General features: G+C 39.3%; 18 protein-coding genes and 1 pseudogene. 18 read left to right on the top strand and 1 reads right to left on the bottom strand.

The window, feature by feature from the left end; translation table 11 throughout:
• Window positions 1–256 precede the first annotated feature (256 nt).
• From JCM19034_RS12535 to hpf, 15 genes are all read left to right on the top strand, one after another.
• Window positions 257–1087, top strand: coding sequence for a flagellin (locus JCM19034_RS12535; RefSeq protein WP_062050198.1), 831 nt, complete (start codon window positions 257–259; stop codon window positions 1085–1087).
• Window positions 1088–1203: 116 nt separating this feature from the next.
• Window positions 1204–1404 (top strand): YjfB family protein, encoded by a 201-nt coding sequence (locus JCM19034_RS12530; protein ID WP_062050195.1) that lies wholly within the window; start codon window positions 1204–1206, stop codon window positions 1402–1404.
• 144 nt (window positions 1405–1548) lie between these two features.
• The gene (locus JCM19034_RS12525; RefSeq protein ID WP_062050193.1) at window positions 1549–1917 is read left to right on the top strand and encodes a flagellar protein FlaG; all 369 of its coding nucleotides are present in this window, start codon (window positions 1549–1551) and stop codon (window positions 1915–1917) included.
• 21 nt (window positions 1918–1938) lie between these two features.
• Complete coding sequence (gene fliD / locus JCM19034_RS12520; RefSeq protein WP_062050191.1) at window positions 1939–3936, top strand: flagellar filament capping protein FliD; 1998 nt, start codon at window positions 1939–1941, stop codon at window positions 3934–3936.
• 20 nt (window positions 3937–3956) lie between these two features.
• Window positions 3957–4361: a flagellar export chaperone FliS gene (gene fliS / locus JCM19034_RS12515; protein WP_062050189.1), complete on the top strand. Its 405-nt coding sequence runs from the start codon at window positions 3957–3959 to the stop codon at window positions 4359–4361.
• A gap of 106 nt (window positions 4362–4467) precedes the next feature.
• Window positions 4468–4713 (top strand): flagellar protein FliT, encoded by a 246-nt coding sequence (locus JCM19034_RS12510; RefSeq protein ID WP_062050187.1) that lies wholly within the window; start codon window positions 4468–4470, stop codon window positions 4711–4713.
• A gap of 144 nt (window positions 4714–4857) precedes the next feature.
• A complete protein-coding gene (locus JCM19034_RS21050) occupies window positions 4858–5244 on the top strand; it encodes a LacI family DNA-binding transcriptional regulator (RefSeq protein WP_082394037.1) in 387 nt (128 codons plus the stop codon).
• Window positions 5229–5882: a LacI family DNA-binding transcriptional regulator gene (locus tag JCM19034_RS21045; protein ID WP_082394035.1), complete on the top strand. Its 654-nt coding sequence runs from the start codon at window positions 5229–5231 to the stop codon at window positions 5880–5882. Before JCM19034_RS21050 ends, JCM19034_RS21045 begins: the two co-directional genes overlap by 16 nt.
• A 99-nt stretch (window positions 5883–5981) precedes the next feature.
• Complete coding sequence (locus JCM19034_RS12500; RefSeq protein WP_062050185.1) at window positions 5982–7808, top strand: heparinase II/III family protein; 1827 nt, start codon at window positions 5982–5984, stop codon at window positions 7806–7808.
• A 5-nt stretch (window positions 7809–7813) separates the two neighbouring features.
• Complete coding sequence (locus JCM19034_RS12495) at window positions 7814–8932, top strand: glycoside hydrolase family 88 protein (RefSeq protein ID WP_062050184.1); 1119 nt, start codon at window positions 7814–7816, stop codon at window positions 8930–8932.
• A 34-nt stretch (window positions 8933–8966) separates the two neighbouring features.
• A complete protein-coding gene (locus JCM19034_RS25060; RefSeq protein WP_370621937.1) occupies window positions 8967–9245 on the top strand; it encodes a hypothetical protein in 279 nt (92 codons plus the stop codon).
• Window positions 9224–11536 carry a glycoside hydrolase family 2 TIM barrel-domain containing protein gene (locus tag JCM19034_RS12490; protein WP_370621935.1) on the top strand — a complete coding sequence of 771 codons (2313 nt, stop codon included), beginning with the start codon at window positions 9224–9226 and terminating at the stop codon, window positions 11534–11536. The genes JCM19034_RS25060 and JCM19034_RS12490 overlap by 22 nt, the downstream gene beginning before the upstream one ends.
• A complete protein-coding gene (locus tag JCM19034_RS25055; protein WP_370621962.1) occupies window positions 11449–12075 on the top strand; it encodes a beta-galactosidase small subunit in 627 nt (208 codons plus the stop codon). The genes JCM19034_RS12490 and JCM19034_RS25055 overlap by 88 nt, the downstream gene beginning before the upstream one ends.
• Window positions 12076–12542: 467 nt before the next feature.
• Entirely contained in the window at window positions 12543–12740 is a 198-nt protein-coding gene (locus JCM19034_RS12485) for a cold shock domain-containing protein (RefSeq protein ID WP_012960443.1), read from the top strand.
• 424 nt (window positions 12741–13164) lie between these two features.
• Window positions 13165–13725 (top strand): ribosome hibernation-promoting factor, HPF/YfiA family, encoded by a 561-nt coding sequence (gene hpf, locus JCM19034_RS12480; protein WP_062050182.1) that lies wholly within the window; start codon window positions 13165–13167, stop codon window positions 13723–13725.
• A 78-nt stretch (window positions 13726–13803) separates the two neighbouring features.
• On the opposite strand, the gene JCM19034_RS12475 is transcribed toward hpf, so the two are convergent.
• Window positions 13804–14454, bottom strand: a complete 651-nt coding sequence (locus tag JCM19034_RS12475; protein ID WP_062050180.1) for a glycoside hydrolase domain-containing protein — start codon at window positions 14452–14454, stop codon at window positions 13804–13806.
• A gap of 252 nt (window positions 14455–14706) precedes the next feature.
• Between JCM19034_RS12475 and secA the strand changes: the two are divergent.
• The 3 genes and pseudogenes from secA to JCM19034_RS12460 all read left to right on the top strand — a co-directional run bounded on the left by secA (window position 14707) and on the right by JCM19034_RS12460 (window position 19433).
• Window positions 14707–17216, top strand: a pseudogene (gene secA, locus JCM19034_RS12470) (preprotein translocase subunit SecA).
• Between the two features lie 76 nt (window positions 17217–17292).
• Window positions 17293–18388 (top strand): peptide chain release factor 2 gene (gene prfB / locus JCM19034_RS12465; RefSeq protein ID WP_370621932.1). Its coding sequence is split into 2 segments (ribosomal slippage): window positions 17293–17355 and window positions 17357–18388, totalling 1095 coding nucleotides; the frame shifts between segments, so codons are not numbered across the junction.
• 178 nt (window positions 18389–18566) lie between these two features.
• Window positions 18567–19433, top strand: a complete 867-nt coding sequence (locus tag JCM19034_RS12460; RefSeq protein WP_062050176.1) for a YitT family protein — start codon at window positions 18567–18569, stop codon at window positions 19431–19433.
• The last annotated feature ends 20 nt before the right edge of the window (window positions 19434–19453 follow it).

Genomic DNA, 19453 nt, shown 5'->3' with positions numbered 1-19453 from the left:
GGTTCCTTTAATCATTTACAGGAGTTATTAAATATTCCTTAATCATATAGGGCGTTTATACTATTATGATTCCAATGATTGAAGGGGCTCGTATTACCTTTAATGAGATGTGGAATGAAGTAAGTGCTGCTGTCAATTGCTCTCTTACGAAAAGCACGTATCTTTGTGATCGGAGTTGAGATAATTCTTCCGCTAATGATTCTGCCATTACTTGTCGATATAATCTATAGAAAATTGAATAAAGGAGACAAGCGCCATGTTGATTCAATCTAATCGTATGGCATTTATGGCTTATCGTCACTATCAACGTCATTCCTTTGCCATGTTTCAATCGATGGAACGTCTTGCATCAGGAAAGAGAATTAATCGAGCTAGTGATGATGCGGCAGGGTTGGCGATATCAGAAAAAATGCGAGCACAAATTCGTGGCTATGAACAAGCGATTCGTAATGCAAATGACGGGATCTCTCTAGTACAAACGGCTGATGGTGCATTAAGTGAAACGCAACAAATTCTCCAACGGATGCGTGAATTAACCGTACAGGCAGCTAATGATACAAATACAGAAAGTGAGAGATTGATCATTCAACAAGAATTGACCCAGCTTACAAAGCAGATTGATCATATTTCTGAGCATACAGAATTCAATACGAGGAAGCTGTTGGCGGGAGATGGTGATGAACCATTAAAACTGAAATTGCAAATAGGTGCAAATGCTGGTCAGTCGGTCGAGCTCCACTTTCAATCGATGGGTGGACAAGCACTTGGATTGGATGATGCTGATGTAATTGATGTTACATCAAATGAAAAAGCTAATGCATTTCTTGAAAGGTTGGATGATGCAATCGGGAAAGTATCATCTGAGCGTGCAACTTATGGTGCGTATCAAAATCGATTAGAGCACACGGTTTCGAATTTATCAAATATGGCTGTAAATATGTCCGCCTCTGAATCTAGAATCCGTGATGTCGATTATGCTCGGGAAATGATGCATTTTATGAGGGCACAAATATTGTCGCAAGTGTCAATGGCAATGATGGTGCAGGCGAATCAACAAACGTCCCGGTTAGTAGAACTGCTCAGGTAAGATAATAGCGGGAAAACACAAAAGGTAATTAACGGTGATACTTCCTGAACAATTGCAATGTTAGTTGAGACGAAATGTATTCTAGTACACCGTAAGTAATAGAAAGGTGGGAGTTAATGGATATCGCATTATTGTCAATGGGAATGAGCCAAATACAAGTGAAGCAGCAATTGTCCATTGCAGTCATGAAACAATCAATGGATTATGTTGAACAACAAGGAAATGCTGTTCAGAGCTTGCTTGAATTTACTGATATAGCTAAACTGCAACAAACAGTCCAACCTCATTTAGGTAGTATGATTGACATGAAACTATAATATTTTATCAAATTAGAACTAATTCATAGAAATATAGAATTAGTTCTCTTTTTGAAAATCTGTCTCTTTTTTGTCATCATTTACTATAAATTAACTATGTGTTTGCCGATATAATCATTAGAAGATTATACGGAGGTGTAGAAGATGGAAGTGAAAGGTCCATCATTATCAATACAAGCGGATTTCACGAGTACGAAAAGTACAAAGCGTACACCAGCGATACATGGAAAATCGCCTGTGGCCGACAAAGTTGGAGAGAAATTTCAAGAAATAAATGAAAGACAAAATTCTAAAGATATTTTGATAAAGCAAGTTACAAACATGAATGAGCTTTTTGAAACAAGTCGTACTTCTATCAAATTTTCAATCCATGAAGATCTTGGCAGGACGTATGTTCAAGTAGTAAATCAGGTTGATCAAGAAGTCATTAAAGAAATCCCTTCAGAGGAATTTCTTGATATGATTGCTTCGATGTTAAAGTTTGCTGGATTAATTGTTGATGAACGAATATAGAGTGAAAAGAGGCGATTAATAATGAGATTATCCGGGTTAGCAACAGGAATGGATACAGAACAAATGATTCGCGACATGATGCGTGTGGAACGTTTGCCAGTAGATCGAATGATGCAGCAACGACAAACGCTTCAATGGAAGATGGAGGATTATCGAGATATCAATCGGATGTTTAATACATTTCGTACCAATATCTTTGATACGGTTATGCTACAGTCTAATATGCTAGCTAAGTCGGTCTCAAGTTCTAATTCAGGACTTGTAACAGCAACAGCCAACTCCTCTGCCGGTAACATGAACGTACGTATTGATTATGTTGAATCATTAGCTAGATCAGCTTCCTTCCATAGTACAGGGAGACTTTCAGCGACTCAAGGCGAAAAAGTCAACCCGTCAGCTGCATTAGGAACACAAGCGTTTGCTGATGATATTGAATGGAGAAGTGGGGTCGTTAATACTCAATCCTTTACGATTAATTCTGCAACAGCACCGATGCAATTAGAGCATCAGCCTGTTAACCTTAATGATATGGTTATCAAAGCGAACGGGAAAGCATTTGAAGTCGTTACAGAAGGTACTCCTGAGATAGGACAAGTTTTAGTAACTGCTGATGGTGCGTTGCAGTTTAACTCAGAAGAATCGATCACTAATGGTACAACTGTATCAGTTACATATTTAACTGAAACGACAACACAGGACTTTAGTGTTAAGGAAGCAAAAACGACATTCCAGCTAAGTAAACGTGGAATTGATGAATCATCTGTTACTATTCAAGCAGGTGGTGTTGAATATAGTTTAGAAAATAATAATCTAGTAACTGACCGTAGCCAGTTAAATGGAAATAATGCCTTTCTTAATGTGAATACAGGACAAATCATTTTTGGATCTGCACAATCAGACATTTCAGTTGAGTATGCACAACGATATATGACTGCTGGTATAAACGGTTATAATGAACAAGGCGAAGTAAGCGATAAATTTATTTTTACCGCTAATCAAACATTAACTAATGTCTTTACTGAACTAAATCGGTCATCCGTTGGTGTAAGTGCTTTTTACGATTCTCATGAAGATAAAGTTATTATGACGAGAACGCAAACAGGGGTGTTTAATCCAGATGGTGATGAATTAACGTTTTCAGGGTTTTTCAGTAATTCGTTAAAACTGGATGGTTCAGTAGATAGCGGTGCGTCTAACGCTGTCTTTTCAATCAACGGAATGTCGACAGAAAGACAGAGTAATACGTTTACTGCTGGTGGAATGACAATCACCTTAAATAGTACGTTTGAAAATGAAGTGAATTTAAGTGCATCAACAGATACTGATAAAGTATTTGATACGATTATGGAATTTGTAAATGAATATAACGAAATACTTGATTTTGTGAATGGTAAGTTAACAGAAGATCGTAACCGTTCGTATTTGCCACTAACAGATGAACAAAAGGATGCAATGTCTGAACGGGAAATTGAAAAGTGGGAAGAACAAGCACGTTCGGGATTACTACGTAACGACGCAATTTTACGTTCACCACTGGATCGTATGCGATTAGATATGTATGGTAGTGTGAACTTAGGGATAGATTCAGCTTTTAACCACCTGTCCGCCATTGGTATTACAACATCAACTGATTATCTTGATCGTGGAAAACTTGTTGTGAATGAAGATAAACTTCGACAAGCTATTGAAGACGATCCAGAAGCGATTTATCAACTATTTGCAGCAGATGGTGAAAGCAATGAAGAAAAAGGAATTGCTAGAAGACTACGTCAAACACTCGATCAAGGGATTGAGTCAATTGCAGAACGTGCTGGAGGATTAAGAGGAAAAAATCTAAATCATCAATTTACACTCGGACGCAATATTAACAATTTAAATGACCAAATTTCGAATTTTGAACGTCGCCTTCAACAGATTGAACAACGTTACTGGCGTCAATTTACGGCAATGGAAACAGCTATTCAAAGAGCTAACAGCCAAGCTGAAATGTTCTTTGCACAAATGTATCCACAAGGTTAAAAAAAGGGGAGAGGGAGAGCATGGCTACAAACTTACAGAATGCATACAAACAGAACTCATTGAAGACTGCATCTCCAGGTGAATTGACACTCATGCTGTATAACGGTTGCTTGAAATTCATTAAACAAACGAAACAAGCAATTGAAGCAGGAGAAATCGAGCAGCGTAATACAGCAAATATGAAAGCACAAAATATCATTCGTGAATTAATGGTTACATTAAAAGTCGATTCCGAAGTTGGACAGAATATGTTGACGATGTATGACTTTATTTTGAATCGTCTTGTAGAGGCTAATATTAAAAATGACGTACAAATGCTATTAGAAGCAGAAGAAATGGTAACAAGTATGCGCGATACGTGGAAAGAAGCGATCCAACTTGACCGAAAGCAGCGTCATGGTTCAGGAGCAGGCGGAACAGTATAATGAAAGATTTATATGTGGAAACAGAAGAGCTTGTGACTTTTGTAAAACAAGCATTACCTAACGACCATGATGAAAGAGATGCTTTTTAGCAGAGCTCGACGATAGATTGCAAAAACGCGAAAGCCTGTTAAAGAAAGTTGATGGTGCCTCATTGTCATCGGCTGAACGAAAGCTAGGCGATGAGATCATTAAGCTTAATAAACAGTTAAATGAACACCTCGAACAAATCCAGATGGAGATCAAAAGAGATCTTGCTAGTTTAGAGGAAAAGAAAAAAACAGGCCGCAAATACGAAAACCCATACGATGGTCCAACTTCAGAAGGAATCTTTTTCGATAAGCGTGGTGTGTAGATGTAAAGCTTAATTCCAGTGTGTATATCGCTGGATTAAGCTTTTTTACGTATAGCGATTCCTCAGGAGTATTCGATGTAAGATGAAGTGTGCTTACAACCTTGTATGCTATACTGATATGAACAAAGCAAGGGAGAGATTGTCATGAAAAAAGGTGTGACGATTTACGATATCGCGAAGGAGGCACAAGTGTCGCCAGCGACGGTATCACGTGTGTTGACGGGAAATGCGAGGGTCAGACCCGAAACGATGAAAAGAATTACAGCGGTCATTGAAAAACATCACTTTCAGCCCAATGGCTTAGCCCGCAGCTTATTGCATAAGAAGACGAAGATGATTGGATTTATATTGCCTGATATTAATCATCCGTTCTTTTCGACCTTTGTGTTAAAAGCAGAGGCGCATGCATTGAGCGCTGGTTATACGTCGTTTGTTTGCAATACGTTAAATGATAGCGAAATGGAATCGAAGTATTTACACGCCCTCCTTGAAAAGCAGGTTGATGGGATCCTATTTTGGGTGGAAGAATAAATGAGGTTGAAGTAAATCCTTCGTATGTAACGGAAATGGCACAAGTGATGGAGCGTATTCCCGTGTTGTTTGTTAATGGGGAGATGGAAGGAATAGACGCACATATGATTCGAACGGATGAGGGAGACGGGATTGCCAAGCTTGTTGACATGTACACGAATCTTGGGCATTGTCACATTGGCTTTTTAGGCGGTGTACGGGGAATTACGTCAACCGAGCTAAAAATGGAAACGTATAAAGAGGAACTACAAAAACATGGGCTAGATGTCGTGGAAGAGTGGATCATTCCATCAAATTTTACGATTGAATCCGGAGAGGAAGCAGCTCAGCAATTAATGAAGCTAGAAACGAAGCCAACAGCTGTCATTTGCGTCAATGATTTTGTTGCGATTGGAGCGATTAATACGTTTAAAAAGTATGGTTTGACCGTGCCGAATGATGTCGCTGTTTCTGGATTTGATGATATTTATTTAGCGAAGTATTTTCCACCAGGTTTGACGACGATATCACAAAATTATGATCAATTAGGGGAAAAAGCGATTAAGCTTTTAGTGGATTTAATGGATGGGAAGGATGTTCCAAAGGAAACGATCATACCTACGTCACTAGTGATTCGCGAGTCTTGCCATTTTTCGTAAAAAAAGATTGACAACTTACGATTCTGTTATGTTACGATAAATGAAATGGGTTTCATAAGCTGTTTTTTGAAACCGATTTCATATGAATTGAGGTGAGCTATGAATCGAACCGAATTAACACAAATCATAAAGCCTGTCGCACCTATTCATTACTGGTTTCCTTCTGATGAAGACAAACATCTTTTTTTTCAAAGTATTCGAGAACATAAAAGTCATAGAGCTTACGTCCAAGAAATCAAAGAAGAAGCACAGCGGTTGGAAAGATTACCTGTTATGGAGTTGCCATTCTCGCTTTTTCAGCTTTTTTCGGAAACGGGTTCACGAAAGGAATACGAGACACCCTATTTCCAAAAAAGAAGATGCTTAAATACGTTTGCGATCATGACACTACTCGAACCTGATAAGAAGGAACATCTAGTAAGCTTGCAAGAAGTTATCTGGTCGATTTGCAATGAGCATACGTGGTGTTTACCGGCACATTTTCCGGAAGTGAGTGAAAAAAGTGAGTCACTGCAAATACGTGTTGATAAGGAACCGATTGATTTATTTGCCGCGGAAACAGCATTTGCTTTAGCGGAAATTGCTGTTCTACTTAGATCAGAGCTTGAACCAAAGATTAGAATGCGAATTGAAGAGGAAGTGAGAAAACGAGTTTTACAACCTTTCTATCATCATACCTATCATTGGGAAAAGGCTGATCATAACTGGGCAGCTGTTTGTGCCGGATCAATTGGGTCAGCAGCAATCTATATGGTAGATGATCATGAAGAATTATCAGTCATATTAGAACGTGTGTTATATGCGATGGATGCCTATTTATCTGGTTTCCATGATGACGGTGCTTGTTTAGAAGGGTATGGGTACTGGCAATATGGATTTGGTTTTTTCGTTTATTTTGCTGATTTGCTCAAAAAGAAGACGAACGGGAAAATAGATTTGATGCAATCAGAAAAAGTCCATCAAATTGCCTTGTTTCAGCAGAAAATCTTTTTGACTAGTAATCGGATTGTTAATTTTTCAGATTCGCTTGCAAGCGGTAAAGTTTGGATCGGGCTCACTCATTATTTACGTCAATCGTTTCCTGATATTGATTTACCAAAGGAAGAATGGCGGGCTAGTTATATGGACGATCATTGTAGTCGCTGGGCTCCTGCTATTAGGGAAATTCTTTGGCTGCGGGAAGACTTCGAAGGAATGTCATGGACAGCAAAAAGCTATTTGTTAGAGCAAGCACAATGGTTTGTGTCACGCTATCAAATGGAAGGGGAAATGTATGCGTTTGCAACAAAAGGTGGTCATAATGACGAGCCCCATAATCATAATGATATTGGTCAGTGGATCGTTGCATCAGACGATGACGTTTTTCTATCTGATATAGGGAGTGGCGAATATACGAAACGTTATTTTAGTGATGATCGCTATTTGAATTTATGTACTGGATCGCAAGGGCATTCAGTTCCAATCATCGATGGTCAATATCAATGTGCTGGAGCATTGTACCGTGCTTCGTCCTTTCGTGTTAAAAAAAATGAACGGCGTGATCAAATCGAACTCTTTTACGCTGGTGCTTATGAAGTAGATGGGTTACGTGAGCTCACTCGTTCCTTTACATGGATGAAGGAGGGACTGCCGATCTTACTAGTCGAGGATGCTTTTTTTGCAGAGAGGAAAATTTCGTTTATTGATCGGTTCATTACACCGCTGCAAACGACGCAAAAGGAACCAGGGAATGTTGTATTAAAAGGAAAAAAGCAGCAGCTGAGAATTGTTTATGATGAGCACCAGCTTACAGTTAAGGAGAAAGTGTTGACGTATTCAAATCATTTTGCAAAGGAAGAACAAGTTCTAGCCTTGGATTTCCATTTGAACAATCCAACGGAACGAGGAAATATTAAATTTACATGTCTTTTTGAGGAGAAAGGGTGAGTAGAATGACAGAACAGTGGGTTGAGGATGCATGGTCAAGAATAACAAAGAAGCTAGCTAGAACATCGCAAAAGATTGGTTCACGATTTCCCCATGTTAGTGTCAATGGAACGTATGAATGTGCTGAGCCACATTGGTGGACGGCTGGCTTTTGGCCGGGTCAGCTATGGTTAGTTTATAGAGAAACAAAGGATGAATCATTGAAGGCGATTGCGGAGGAATGTGAACGAAAGCTCGATGACGTTATCGTTGGATTTGATCGACTTGACCATGATATGGGCTTCATGTGGACGTTAACGAGTGTGGCACGTTATAAGTTGCTAGCGGAGAAGGATTCGAGACGTCGAGCGTTATTAGTCGCTAATTTGTTGATGGGGCGATTCAATGCCAATGGGAATTACATCCGGGCCTGGAATCCGTGGTTTGAAGGCGATCAAAATACAGGCTTTGCGATTATTGATTGTATGATGAATCTGCCGTTATTATTTTGGGCTTCAAAGGAAACAGAAGACCCTAGGTATAAAGCAGTCGCCATTCGTCATGCAAATACGGTGCTTGAACATTTTATTGAAGAGGACGGCTCAGTCCACCATATTGTTAACTTCGATCCAGAAACGGGTGAAAGAGTTGAATTTATTGGCGGGCAAGGGTATGGACCGCATTCGGCATGGTCAAGAGGAACTGCATGGGCATTATATGGTTTTACACTCGCATATGTTCATACGAATGACGAGAAGTATTTACAGGCAGCCAAGAAAGTAGCTCACTTCTTTATTGCCCATTTGCCTGATGATCATGTGCCTTATTGGGATTTTCGTCTACCAGAAGATGTGCCACATTATCGTGATTCTTCTGCGGGGTCGATTGCTGCGTGTGGGTTACTACTATTAGCGGATCAAGTGGCAAAAACGGATTCATCTTCTTATCAAAATACAGGAGTGAAGATTTTACGCTCACTGCATGAGAACTATACGGATTGGGACAATGACGATGGGCTACTTTTACACGGAACTGGGCATTTCCCAGAGCAAAGCAATGTCGATAAACCGCTTATTTATGGCGATTATTATTTTGTTGAAGGGATTGCCAGGTTGCGAGGATATAAGGACTTATTTTGGCTTTAAAGGATCAGAATTTCAGAAGAAAAGAGGGATTTTTATGCTAAAACGAGCGACTAAATTTCAGTACATACCACCGGAAAATGGTTATCCGGAATGGAACAACAATCCGGAAGTTTTCCAATTAAACCGACTACCAGCACATGCAACTGCCATTTCGTATGAAACGGTAGAAGAAGCGTTAATAGGGAAACGTGAAGATTCATCTTACTACAGTTCATTGAATGGAACGTGGAAGTTTCGTCATGTGGAGAGACCAGCAGATCGGAATGTCTCATTTTATAAAGAGGATTTCGATTGTGCTCTTTGGATGATATAAATGTTCCTGGCCATTGGCAGCTCCAAGGCTATGATTATCCACATTATACGAATGTCCGTTATCCGTGGGAGGGGAAAGAGGACATTAAACCTCCGTTTGCTCCGACAGAATATAATCCGGTTGGACAATATATTCGTACCTTCACAGTCCCCAAACAATGGAGGGATCAGCCTGTATATATTAGCTTTCAAGGAGTAGAATCAGCCTTTTATGTTTGGGTAAATGGCGAGCTTGTTGGATATAGTGAGGATACGTTTACCCCAGCTGAATTTGATTTAACTCCTTATTTACAAGAAGGCGAAAATAAACTAGCGGTTGAAGTGTATCGCTGGTGTGATGCAAGCTGGTTGGAGGATCAAGATTTCTGGCGGTTAAGTGGAATATTCCGTGATGTTTACTTATATTCTACACCGATCGTTCACGTACAAGATTTTTTTGTGCGAACGGAGCTAGATGAGGAGTATCGCGATGCTTTTTTACAAGTAGATGCAAATGTAACACATTATGATAGTGAGACATTAAAAGGGGTTACGTTCAAGGTGACCTTATATGATCAAGAGCATAAGCAAGTTTTAACGGATCAGGTCGAAGCCGCTAACCAAAAGCAATCGATTCGAACGTTTGTTGAAAATCCTGAGAAATGGAGTGCTGAATATCCAAATTTGTATACGCTCGTCATAACGCTTGAGGATGAGAAGGGACAGATTATTGAAGCACAAAGCTGTAAAGTCGGCTTTAGAACCGTTGAGATTAAAGATGGTTTAATAAAAGTAAACGGCAGGCGTGTCGTCTTTAAAGGAGTAAACCGTCATGAGTTTGCTGCTGATAGAGGACGTGCCGTCACATATGAGGATATGGTTTGTGATATTCAGTTAATGAAGGCTTATAATATTAATGCAGTTCGTACGTCACATTACCCTAACCATCCGCTTTGGTATGATTTGTGTGATGAATATGGCTTATATGTCATTGATGAAACGAATTTAGAAACACATGGAACATGGAAATATGGGCAAAAGGGTCTTGAGGAGACGGTTCCAGGTAGTCGCCCTGAGTGGACAGAGAATGTGATTGACCGTTGTAACTCCATGATGCAGCGTGACAAAAATCACCCGTCTATTGTGATGTGGTCTTTAGGAAATGAATCGTTTGGCGGTGATAATTTCTTGGAAATGAGCCAGCATTTAAAAGAACAAGACCCGACACGCATCATTCATTATGAAGGAACGTTTCATTATCGTCAGTCAGATGCAGCATCTGATGTTGAAAGTACGATGTACATCCGCCCGCACGCTGTCGAAGATTACGCCAAGCAAGCTGAAAAAGGCGAAAATGAAGCAAAGCCGTATATTTTATGTGAATATAGTCATGCTATGGGGAATTCATGCGGAAATTTATTTAAATATACGGAGTTATTTGATAAATATCCAATTTTGCAAGGTGGCTTTATTTGGGATTGGAAGGATCAAGCGTTAAAAACAACAACAGAAGATGGTACTGAGTATTTAGCGTATGGAGGTGACTTTGGTGAATCACCACATGATGGCAATTTCTCGGGAAATGGCTTGATTTTTGCCGATGGTCAAGTAAGTCCGAAGCTCGTTGAGGTGAAAAAGTGTTATCAAAATGTTCGTTTCGACAATGTTGATGCGAAAAACGGTCAAATACATGTAAAAAATCTTCATGTATTTACTAACCTATCGGACTTTATTTTGAAATGGCAATTGTTAAAGGACGGAATAGAGATTGAAACAGGCGAACAAACTATTGAACTTGCTCCGGGACTATCAAAGGATATTCAGCTTGAGGGGCTTCAAGTAGGTACAAATGATGCCGAGTATGTCGTAACGGTTTCTCTTCTGTTAAAGCGTAACACGATATGGGCTAAAGCGGAGCATGAAATAGCATTCGAACAATTTGTTATCCCAGCAGCAGAAGTTTCAAGTGAGAGAGAGCCAAAGAAGGATTCGATCATTTCTGTGAATAACCTATCAGATATTTTAGTAATAGGTACTGATCAAGCGGTGATTCGTTTTTTAAAGGAAACTGGTGAAATGACATCTTATTGGTTTGCAGGAGAAGAACTGTTGAAATCAGCTCCTCAACCGTATTTTTGGAGAGCAATGACTGATAATGACCGAGGAAACAAGTTAAATGAACGTAGCCAAACATGGCAACAGGCGAGTGAGAAAAGAGAGCTTGAATCCTTTACGTATGTAGAAGAAAAAGGTGCAGTTGTTGTCAAGCGACGTTTACACTGCCAACAACCAACAAATCCATATGCCATTTAACATATACTGTCAATGCAAATGGAACTGTCCAAATAAAGCAACAGCTAGTTCCTGGAAAGGAGCTACCGGAAATCCCGGCAGTAGGTATGATGTTTACCCTTGATCAGTCATATCAACATTTATCTTGGTATGGAAAGGGCCCTCATGAGAGTTATAGCGATAAAAAACTAAGTGCAAAGCTAGCAATACATGAAGGTACGGTCGAAGAGCAGTTCGTTCCATATTTAAAGCCACAAGAATGTGGGAATAAAACCGATGTGCGTTGGGCAATGCTTTATAATAAGAAAGGAATTGGCCTTATGATGAAAGGTTTGCCTGTAGTTGAATTTAGTGCATTGTCATATACGCCTAAGCAATTAGAAGAGCATGATCATGCTTATAAGCTGCCAAAAAGCGATCACGTTTGTATTCGGATAAATGATAAGCAGATGGGTGTCGGTGGAGATGATAGCTGGGGAGCAATAACACATCCAGAATTCACGCTTTATGCAGACAGGACGTATACGGTTATGTATGAATTAAAAGGGGTAAGGAAGTAGTAAGAATGTAAAAACAACCGCTGCTTAGTTTAGGAGCGGTTGTTAAATGCATAAGAGTATGTACGGGGTTAGGCTCAACTGAGGATCTTATGCATAAAATACTCGAGATGTAGGCTGTGAAACCTACAGTGACAAGAGTATGGAAAGCATATTGGGTAAAAGTTTATTATAATAATTTGAATTATGTATGATTATAAGTCGATTATACTGGTTAAAATGATATAAATCAATACAAATTATGTAATTTTGTAAAATAAATGAAGAGAAAAAGAGTTGTTATCTTATAAGAAAGTTAGGAATAAGAAGGAATAAGAAAGCGTTACCATATATATTGTATAACTTTGCCGAAATACGCAGAATATCGCGATTTTTTAGGTCTTGAAACCGTTTGACATTGCTTTAAACCGCTGTTATAGTAAAGGTGTGGATATACCACAGTATTTTAGTTACGAAGGGAATGTGAAAGCATGCAAGGAAAAGTAAAATGGTTTAATGCAGAAAAAGGTTTTGGATTTATCGAGCGCGAAGATGGAGATGATGTATTCGTACACTTCTCAGCTATCAACTCTGAAGGATTCAAATCTTTAGACGAAGGTCAAGACGTTGAATTTGAAATTGTTGAAGGTGCTCGTGGACCTCAAGCTGCGAACGTAGTTAAGCTTTAATTCACATTCCTGATTGGAAATGAATGAGCTAAACAAACAATAGGCCTATTCTGGTTACCAGGATAGGCTTTTTCGTGTGTGACCGGTACGTGTGATAGCTATTGGAGTGAGATTGCTGCAGGCTTTGTTTGTGGCGGTTCAAGTCGCCGATTCGTTTGATAGAGGAATGGTGTTGAAAACGATTCGAATTTGACAGTAACTATCTCTTTTGAAATGGCATTATGAATTTTGCCAATTGCCTAGTAATACTTAGCCATCATCGATTGTTTCTTTTAATTTCTCTTCTTCAAAGTTCCACCGAATAATAATGAACAAAATGCTAAACTATTCACTTAATTCAAAATTTTCTAAAAAAATAATATGTTTAAGAAGGACTTTAAAAGGGGTATATAGAATATATAGATTAGAAAAGGAGGAGTTCAAGATGAAATACAATATTCGTGGTGAAAACTTAGAAGTAACTCCAGCGTTACGCGATTATGTGGAGAAAAAGGTAGGGAAGCTTGAGCGTTATTTTGATACGACGCCTGTAGCTGATGTAAATGTAAGAATGCAGGTTCTTAATAACCAACATATGATTGAAGTGACAATCCCTATGCCACAATTATTATTACGCGGGGAAGAGAAGCAAACGGATATGTATGCTGCTATAGATATCGTTGTAGAGAAGCTTGAACGTCAAATCCGGAAACACAAGACGAAAGTAAATCGTAAATTTCGTCAAGAAGGCAGCTTGAAATATATGTTTAAAAATAATTTAGAGCCGATTGAAGGAAACGCCGATTCACTTAAAGACGAAGATGAGTTAGAAATTGTCCGCAAGAAGCGTTTTAATTTGAAGCCAATGGATGCAGAGGAAGCGATTTTGCAAATGGACATGCTTGGTCACAATTTCTTTGTGTTTTCAGATGCAGTGAATGGCTCAACAAATGTCGTTTATAAACGTAAAGATGGAAAATATGGTTTGATCGAGCCGGAAGCGTAAAAATAAAATAATAACATAAACCTCCGCTATGTAAGTGGAGGTTTATTAGCATCAAAAAAAGTCGATCAGTGCATTTCTTTATGTCAATGCTTGAAAAAGCCTTGATTCCATTAACACAGTATCGATTGGACAAGTTGCTGCATCTCGACCATATTGCCATGCCCATACATTTGCTTCACAGTTTGGGCGACTAGGTTGAAAATTCCTTGGAGCCCCTTGTTTACTCGTTGGTTCAAGCTCTGGTTCCGCACTCCATATGACGGATTGTTCTAAGACTAGGCTACTCCTTTCTGTTGACTCGCAGTAAGCTTCATTAAAAGGTCCTTCATCGGGATCGGCATACATCGCAGGACGATACGGGCCTGTCTGAAAGGCTTCTACCCAAGCAATTATCCAATCGGCATCAACATTAAAGAAATTTTCTATGTTAGCAAAAATAAACGTGCCTTCCGTAATTCCTAATTGTCTTGCCCTAAATATTGCATTTCGGGCAGCAACTGTGCCAGCACGTGAGCCAATTGCGTCAGTAAAGTTGTTATAAATCGGCATTAATTTTATTCCATTATTCTGTATTAATCGTATCTCATCGCTAGTTAGACCATCACTGACATTTTCAATCGTGTGTAAATACCGCCCCCAAAAATCAGGCTGGCCAAATTGTGTTCGAACACACTCTAACAATTCCTCTGTTACAGCACTAGCAGAATCCACTCCCCAGTTTACGATCATTACAACGTTCCCTCCTTTTTAGTTAACTTATGCGAATGTACATAATGTTGATATTGTATATTAAATGTTAGATAGTTAAGTTTTTACACAAACGAAAAAGTGTAGCAGCATAAAACAGTAAAGGTTCATACATAGATTGCTAAACGTTAATGCTCATTATCTTGTAAGAGTATACGATTATTGATAAAATGATGAATAAGTATAGCTTCAAGTTTACACGTTAAGTAAACGAAAAGAGAGAGGACGAATACGATGCTAGGACTATTAAAAAAAGTGATTGGTGATCCAAGCCAACGTCAGCTTAAGAAAAATGAAAAGTTGGTTGAAGAAATAGAAGCACTTGCTCCAGAAATGAAACTGAAATCTGATTCCGAGCTTAAACAAAAAACTGAGGAATTTAAAGAACGTTATGAGCGCGGTGAAAGCTAGATAGTATGTTAGTTGAGGCATTTGCAGTTATTCGTGAAGCATCCACTCGAGTATTGAAGATGACCCCATATCCAGTACAACTACTTGGTGCAATTGCTTTGCATCAAGGTAATATAGCAGAAATGAAAACAGGGGAAGGGAAAACGTTGGTTGGAACATTACCTGTTTACTTAAATGCGATTACAGGAAAAGGTGTACATGTTGTTACAGTAAACGAATATTTAGCACGTCGAGACTGTGAAATGATGGGTGAGTTGTTCGAGTTTTTAGGTTTAACCGTTGGATTAAACCAGTCAGGATTATCAAAAGAGGATAAACAAAAAGGCCTATGCAGCAGACGTTACATATAGCACAAATAATGAACTAGGATTTGATTATTTGCGTGATAACATGGTGCTATATAAAGAACAAATGGTACAACGACCTCTACATTTTGCTCTAGTCGATGAAGTGGATTCAATATTAGTCGATGAGGCGAGAACACCGCTAATCATTTCTGGTTCTGTTGAACGCTCAACCCAGCTTTATCAGCAGGCCAACCAATTTATACGTATTTTGAAAAACGAAGAAGACTATACGTACGATGAAAAGACGAAAAACGTTCAGTTAACGGAAGAGGGCGTTAATAAAGCTGAACGGGCTTTTGGGATAGAAAATTTATTTGATCAAAAGCACGTTCAATTAAATCACCATTTAACTCAGTCGTTAAAAGCACATGTTGTGATGCAACGTGATGCTGACTATGTTGTTGAAGAAGGCGAAGTCGTGATTGTTGACCAGTTTACCGGTCGTTTAATGAAAGGACGTCGTTACAGTGATGGTCTCCATCAAGCGATCGAAGCAAAGGAAGGCTTGCAAATTCAGAAGGAGAGTATGACGTTAGCCTCCATTACCTTCCAAAACTACTTCCGTCGTTATCAAAAGCTTGCCGGGATGACAGGTACTGCTAAAACGGAGGAAGAGGAATTCCGTAATATTTACGGAATGGATGTTATGGCCATTCCAACGAACAAACCAATTGCTCGTGATGATCGTCCTGATTTAATTTTTAAAACGATGGAGGCAAAATTTAGAGCGGTTGTCAAAGAAATTGAAGAGCTTCATAAAAAAGGACAGCCTGTACTCGTAGGTACGGTTAACGTAGAAACATCTGAGCTTGTGTCTACTATGTTAAAGAAACGAAGAATTCCTCACCACGTGTTAAACGCAAAAAACCATGAGCGTGAGGCAGAGATCATTGAAAATGCTGGTCAAAAAGGTGCCGTTACAATTGCAACAAATATGGCTGGTCGTGGTACAGATATTAAGTTAGGAGACGGGGTTAAAGAGCTCGGTGGTTTACATGTTTTAGGGACAGAGCGTCATGAAAGTAGACGAATTGATAACCAGCTACGTGGACGTTCTGGCGTCAAGGTGATCCAGGTTCAACGCAGTTTTATTTATCGATGGAAGATGAGCTCATGCGCCGCTTCGGTTCTGATAATATGCGTACGATGATGGAACGTCTTGGAATGGAAGAGGATCAGCCGATAGAAAGCAAGCTTGTTTCGCGGGCAGTTGAAACGGCTCAGAAACGTGTTGAAGGGAATAACTTTGATGCACGTAAGCAAATTTTACAATATGATGATGTCATGCGTGAGCAACGTGAAATCATTTATAAGCAGCGGATGGAAGTATTAGAGTCTGATAACTTACGTAGCATCGTTGAAAACATGATTAAATCAGTTGTCGAGCGTACCGTTCATTTGCATACTCCTGAGACAGAAGTACCTGAGGATTGGGATCTTACGGCGATTGTTAATTATATGAAAGGGAATTTGCTCGTTGAAGAGGATTTAACTGATGCTGAATTAAAAGGAAAAGATCCAGAGGAAATGATTGAACTAATCATTGAGAAAATCACAGCAGATTATAATAGGAAGGAAGAATCCTTTACAACTGAGCATATGCGTGAATTTGAAAAAGTGATCATGCTACGTACGGTGGACCGTAAATGGATGAACCATATTGATCAAATGGATCAATTACGTCAAGGAATCCATTTACGTGCATATGGACAAAATGATCCTCTACGTGAATATCGCTTTGAAGGATTTGAAATGTTTGAAGCAATGGTCGCTTCAATTGAAGAGGAAGTATCGATGTATATTATGAAAGCCCAAGTTCAGCAAAATCTTGAACGTCAGAAGGTTGCTGAAGGGAAGGCTGTTCAACAAAGTGATAAGCAAGCACCAAAGAAGAAGACGCCAATTAGGAAAGGGATTACGGTCAAACGTAATGACCCGTGTCCGTGTGGCAGTGGAAAGAAATATAAGCAATGTTGCGGATCGTGATTTACCTTTGAAAAATGAGAAGAGGAAGGGTAGTCCAGTACGAAAATGATCGTGCTGGACTATTACAGGTGACTATATGGAATTAGTAGAAGTGAAACAAGAATTAACGTTGATTGCAAAACGACTAACTGAATTTAGGGGGTCTCTTTGACCTCGAACAAAAACAAGAGCGAATTGCAGAGCTCGAGGATAAAATGGCTGATCCTAGTTTTTGGGATAATCAAGATACCGCACAAGGTGTCATTAATGAAAGCAATGGCTTGAAAGAACAGGTTAATACGTTTTTGGACCTTGAAAGTCAATATGAAGATTTAGAGGTTTCTTATGAACTAGTTAAGGAAGAAGCGGATGCTGAATTACAAAAGGAGCTTGAGCAAGGGGTTGAGTCGCTATCACAAGCTGTGAGTGACTATGAATTGCAGTTGCTTCTAAGTGAAGAGTATGATAAAAATAACGCTATTCTCGAGCTTCATCCGGGAGCTGGTGGAACAGAATCACAAGATTGGGCCTCTATGCTTCTTCGTATGTATACACGGTGGGCAGAGAAAAAAGGGTTTAAAGTTGAGACAATGGACTATTTACCAGGTGATGAAGCAGGAGTGAAAAGTGTAACGCTCTTAATAAAAGGCCATAATGCTTACGGTTATTTAAAAGCTGAAAAAGGTGTTCACCGTCTTGTACGTATTTCTCCGTTTGATTCTTCTGGTCGTAGACATACGTCGTTTGTCTCGTGCGAAGTAATGCCTGAGCTTGATGATAGTGTGGATATCGAGCTTTCAACAGAAGACTTAAAAATTGACACGTACCGAGCGAGCGGTGCAGGAGGTCAGCACATCAATACAACTGATTCAGCTGTTCGAATTACCCATCTACCGACAAATACGGTTGTGACTTGTCAGAGCGAGCGTTCACAAATCAAAAACCGTGAACAAGCGATGAAAATGATGAAGGCAAAGCTCTACCAGTTGAAAATTGAGGAACAGCAACGTGAATTAGCGGAAATACGTGGTGAGCAGAAGGAAATTGGTTGGGGAAGTCAAATACGATCATATGTGTTCCATCCATACAGTATGGTTAAGGATCATCGTACAAATTATGAAATCGGAAATACAAACGGTGTTATGGATGGTGAAATTGACGGATTTATCGATGCTATTTACGTCAAGCATTAGGTCACGAAATGAATGAAAATGTGTGATTGAAGCACTTTAAAGGGGAATGCTCCTTTAAAGTGTTTTTTTGGGATGTCAGTGAACTTCTCGCTTTAACGTTGCACCGTATCTACATTTACAAAAAAAACTACGGTGCTATACTACGCTAGAATTTTCTTTATATGAGGAGAAGAGTGCAATGAAGATAGGAAGAAATAGAGGCCCCCGTAACCAACTACATCAAACGATCATTAATTATACATATATTTTATTTGGAGCAGCAATTGTGGCGATTGCTTTTAACTTGTTTTTATTACCAAATAGAATTGCCTCTGGCGGGGTGAGTGGACTTAGTACGATTTTTGCTTATTCATTTGGATTCGAACCAGCTTTTACACAATGGGCGTTTAATATTCCGTTATTTATTTTAGGGATTGTGTTATTAGGTGGATTAAAATATGGGATAAAAACATTTGTTGGTACAGCGTTTCTACCGCTGGTTGTTTTTTTAACGAGAGATTGGTCAGTAGGGATTGAGGATGCCCTACTTGGAGCTTTATTTGGCGGAATCGGTGTTGGAATTGGGTTAGGACTAGTATTTCGTGCGTTTGCAAGTACAGGGGGGACTGATTTAGTTGCCCAAATCATCCATAAATATTCCGGGCTGTCATTAGGTGTTGCGGTGTTTATAATGGATGGCTTTATTGTTTTAACATCTGCAATTGTTTTTGATATTGAGTTAGCACTTTACGCTCTTATTAGTTTATATATAACAGGTAAAACAATTGACGTCGTTCAAATGGGAGTTGGCTATGCTAAGGTAGCTTATATTATTTCCGATCAACACGAAGCAGTACGTCAAAGTATCTTAACAGAAGTTGATCGCGGTGTTACAAGGTTACAAGGTTACGGTGGCTACACGGCACAAGAGCGAGATGTGTTAATGTGTGTTGTTCATCAAAATGAAGTCACGAAGCTGAAACATGTCGTACAACAAGTTGATCCAAAAGCTTTCGTCATTGTGTCAAATGCAACAGAAGTGCTTGGCGAGGGATTTAAGCAATAACTAGGAGGTTTACCTTATTA

Source organism: Bacillus sp. JCM 19034, assembly GCF_001310635.1.
Taxonomy (GTDB): Bacteria; Bacillota; Bacilli; order Bacillales; family Bacillaceae_D; genus Halalkalibacter.
This window is presented reverse-complemented; position numbering and strand designations above follow the sequence as displayed.

Excerpts from the sequence above, each read along its gene's own strand:
- JCM19034_RS12535 (WP_062050198.1), top strand. The coding sequence starts at position 257 with ATGTTGATTCAATCTAATCGTATGGCATTTATGGCTTATCGTCACTAT.
- JCM19034_RS12530 (WP_062050195.1), top strand. The coding sequence starts at position 1,204 with ATGGATATCGCATTATTGTCAATGGGAATGAGCCAAATACAAGTGAAG.
- JCM19034_RS12525 (WP_062050193.1), top strand. The coding sequence starts at position 1,549 with ATGGAAGTGAAAGGTCCATCATTATCAATACAAGCGGATTTCACGAGT.
- fliD (WP_062050191.1), top strand. The coding sequence starts at position 1,939 with ATGAGATTATCCGGGTTAGCAACAGGAATGGATACAGAACAAATGATT.
- fliS (WP_062050189.1), top strand. The coding sequence starts at position 3,957 with ATGGCTACAAACTTACAGAATGCATACAAACAGAACTCATTGAAGACT.
- JCM19034_RS21050 (WP_082394037.1), top strand. The coding sequence starts at position 4,858 with ATGAAAAAAGGTGTGACGATTTACGATATCGCGAAGGAGGCACAAGTG.
- JCM19034_RS12500 (WP_062050185.1), top strand. The coding sequence starts at position 5,982 with ATGAATCGAACCGAATTAACACAAATCATAAAGCCTGTCGCACCTATT.
- JCM19034_RS12495 (WP_062050184.1), top strand. The coding sequence starts at position 7,814 with ATGACAGAACAGTGGGTTGAGGATGCATGGTCAAGAATAACAAAGAAG.
- JCM19034_RS25060 (WP_370621937.1), top strand. The coding sequence starts at position 8,967 with ATGCTAAAACGAGCGACTAAATTTCAGTACATACCACCGGAAAATGGT.
- JCM19034_RS12485 (WP_012960443.1), top strand. The coding sequence starts at position 12,543 with ATGCAAGGAAAAGTAAAATGGTTTAATGCAGAAAAAGGTTTTGGATTT.
- hpf (WP_062050182.1), top strand. The coding sequence starts at position 13,165 with ATGAAATACAATATTCGTGGTGAAAACTTAGAAGTAACTCCAGCGTTA.
- JCM19034_RS12475 (WP_062050180.1), bottom strand. The coding sequence starts at position 14,454 with ATGATCGTAAACTGGGGAGTGGATTCTGCTAGTGCTGTAACAGAGGAA.
- JCM19034_RS12460 (WP_062050176.1), top strand. The coding sequence starts at position 18,567 with ATGAAGATAGGAAGAAATAGAGGCCCCCGTAACCAACTACATCAAACG.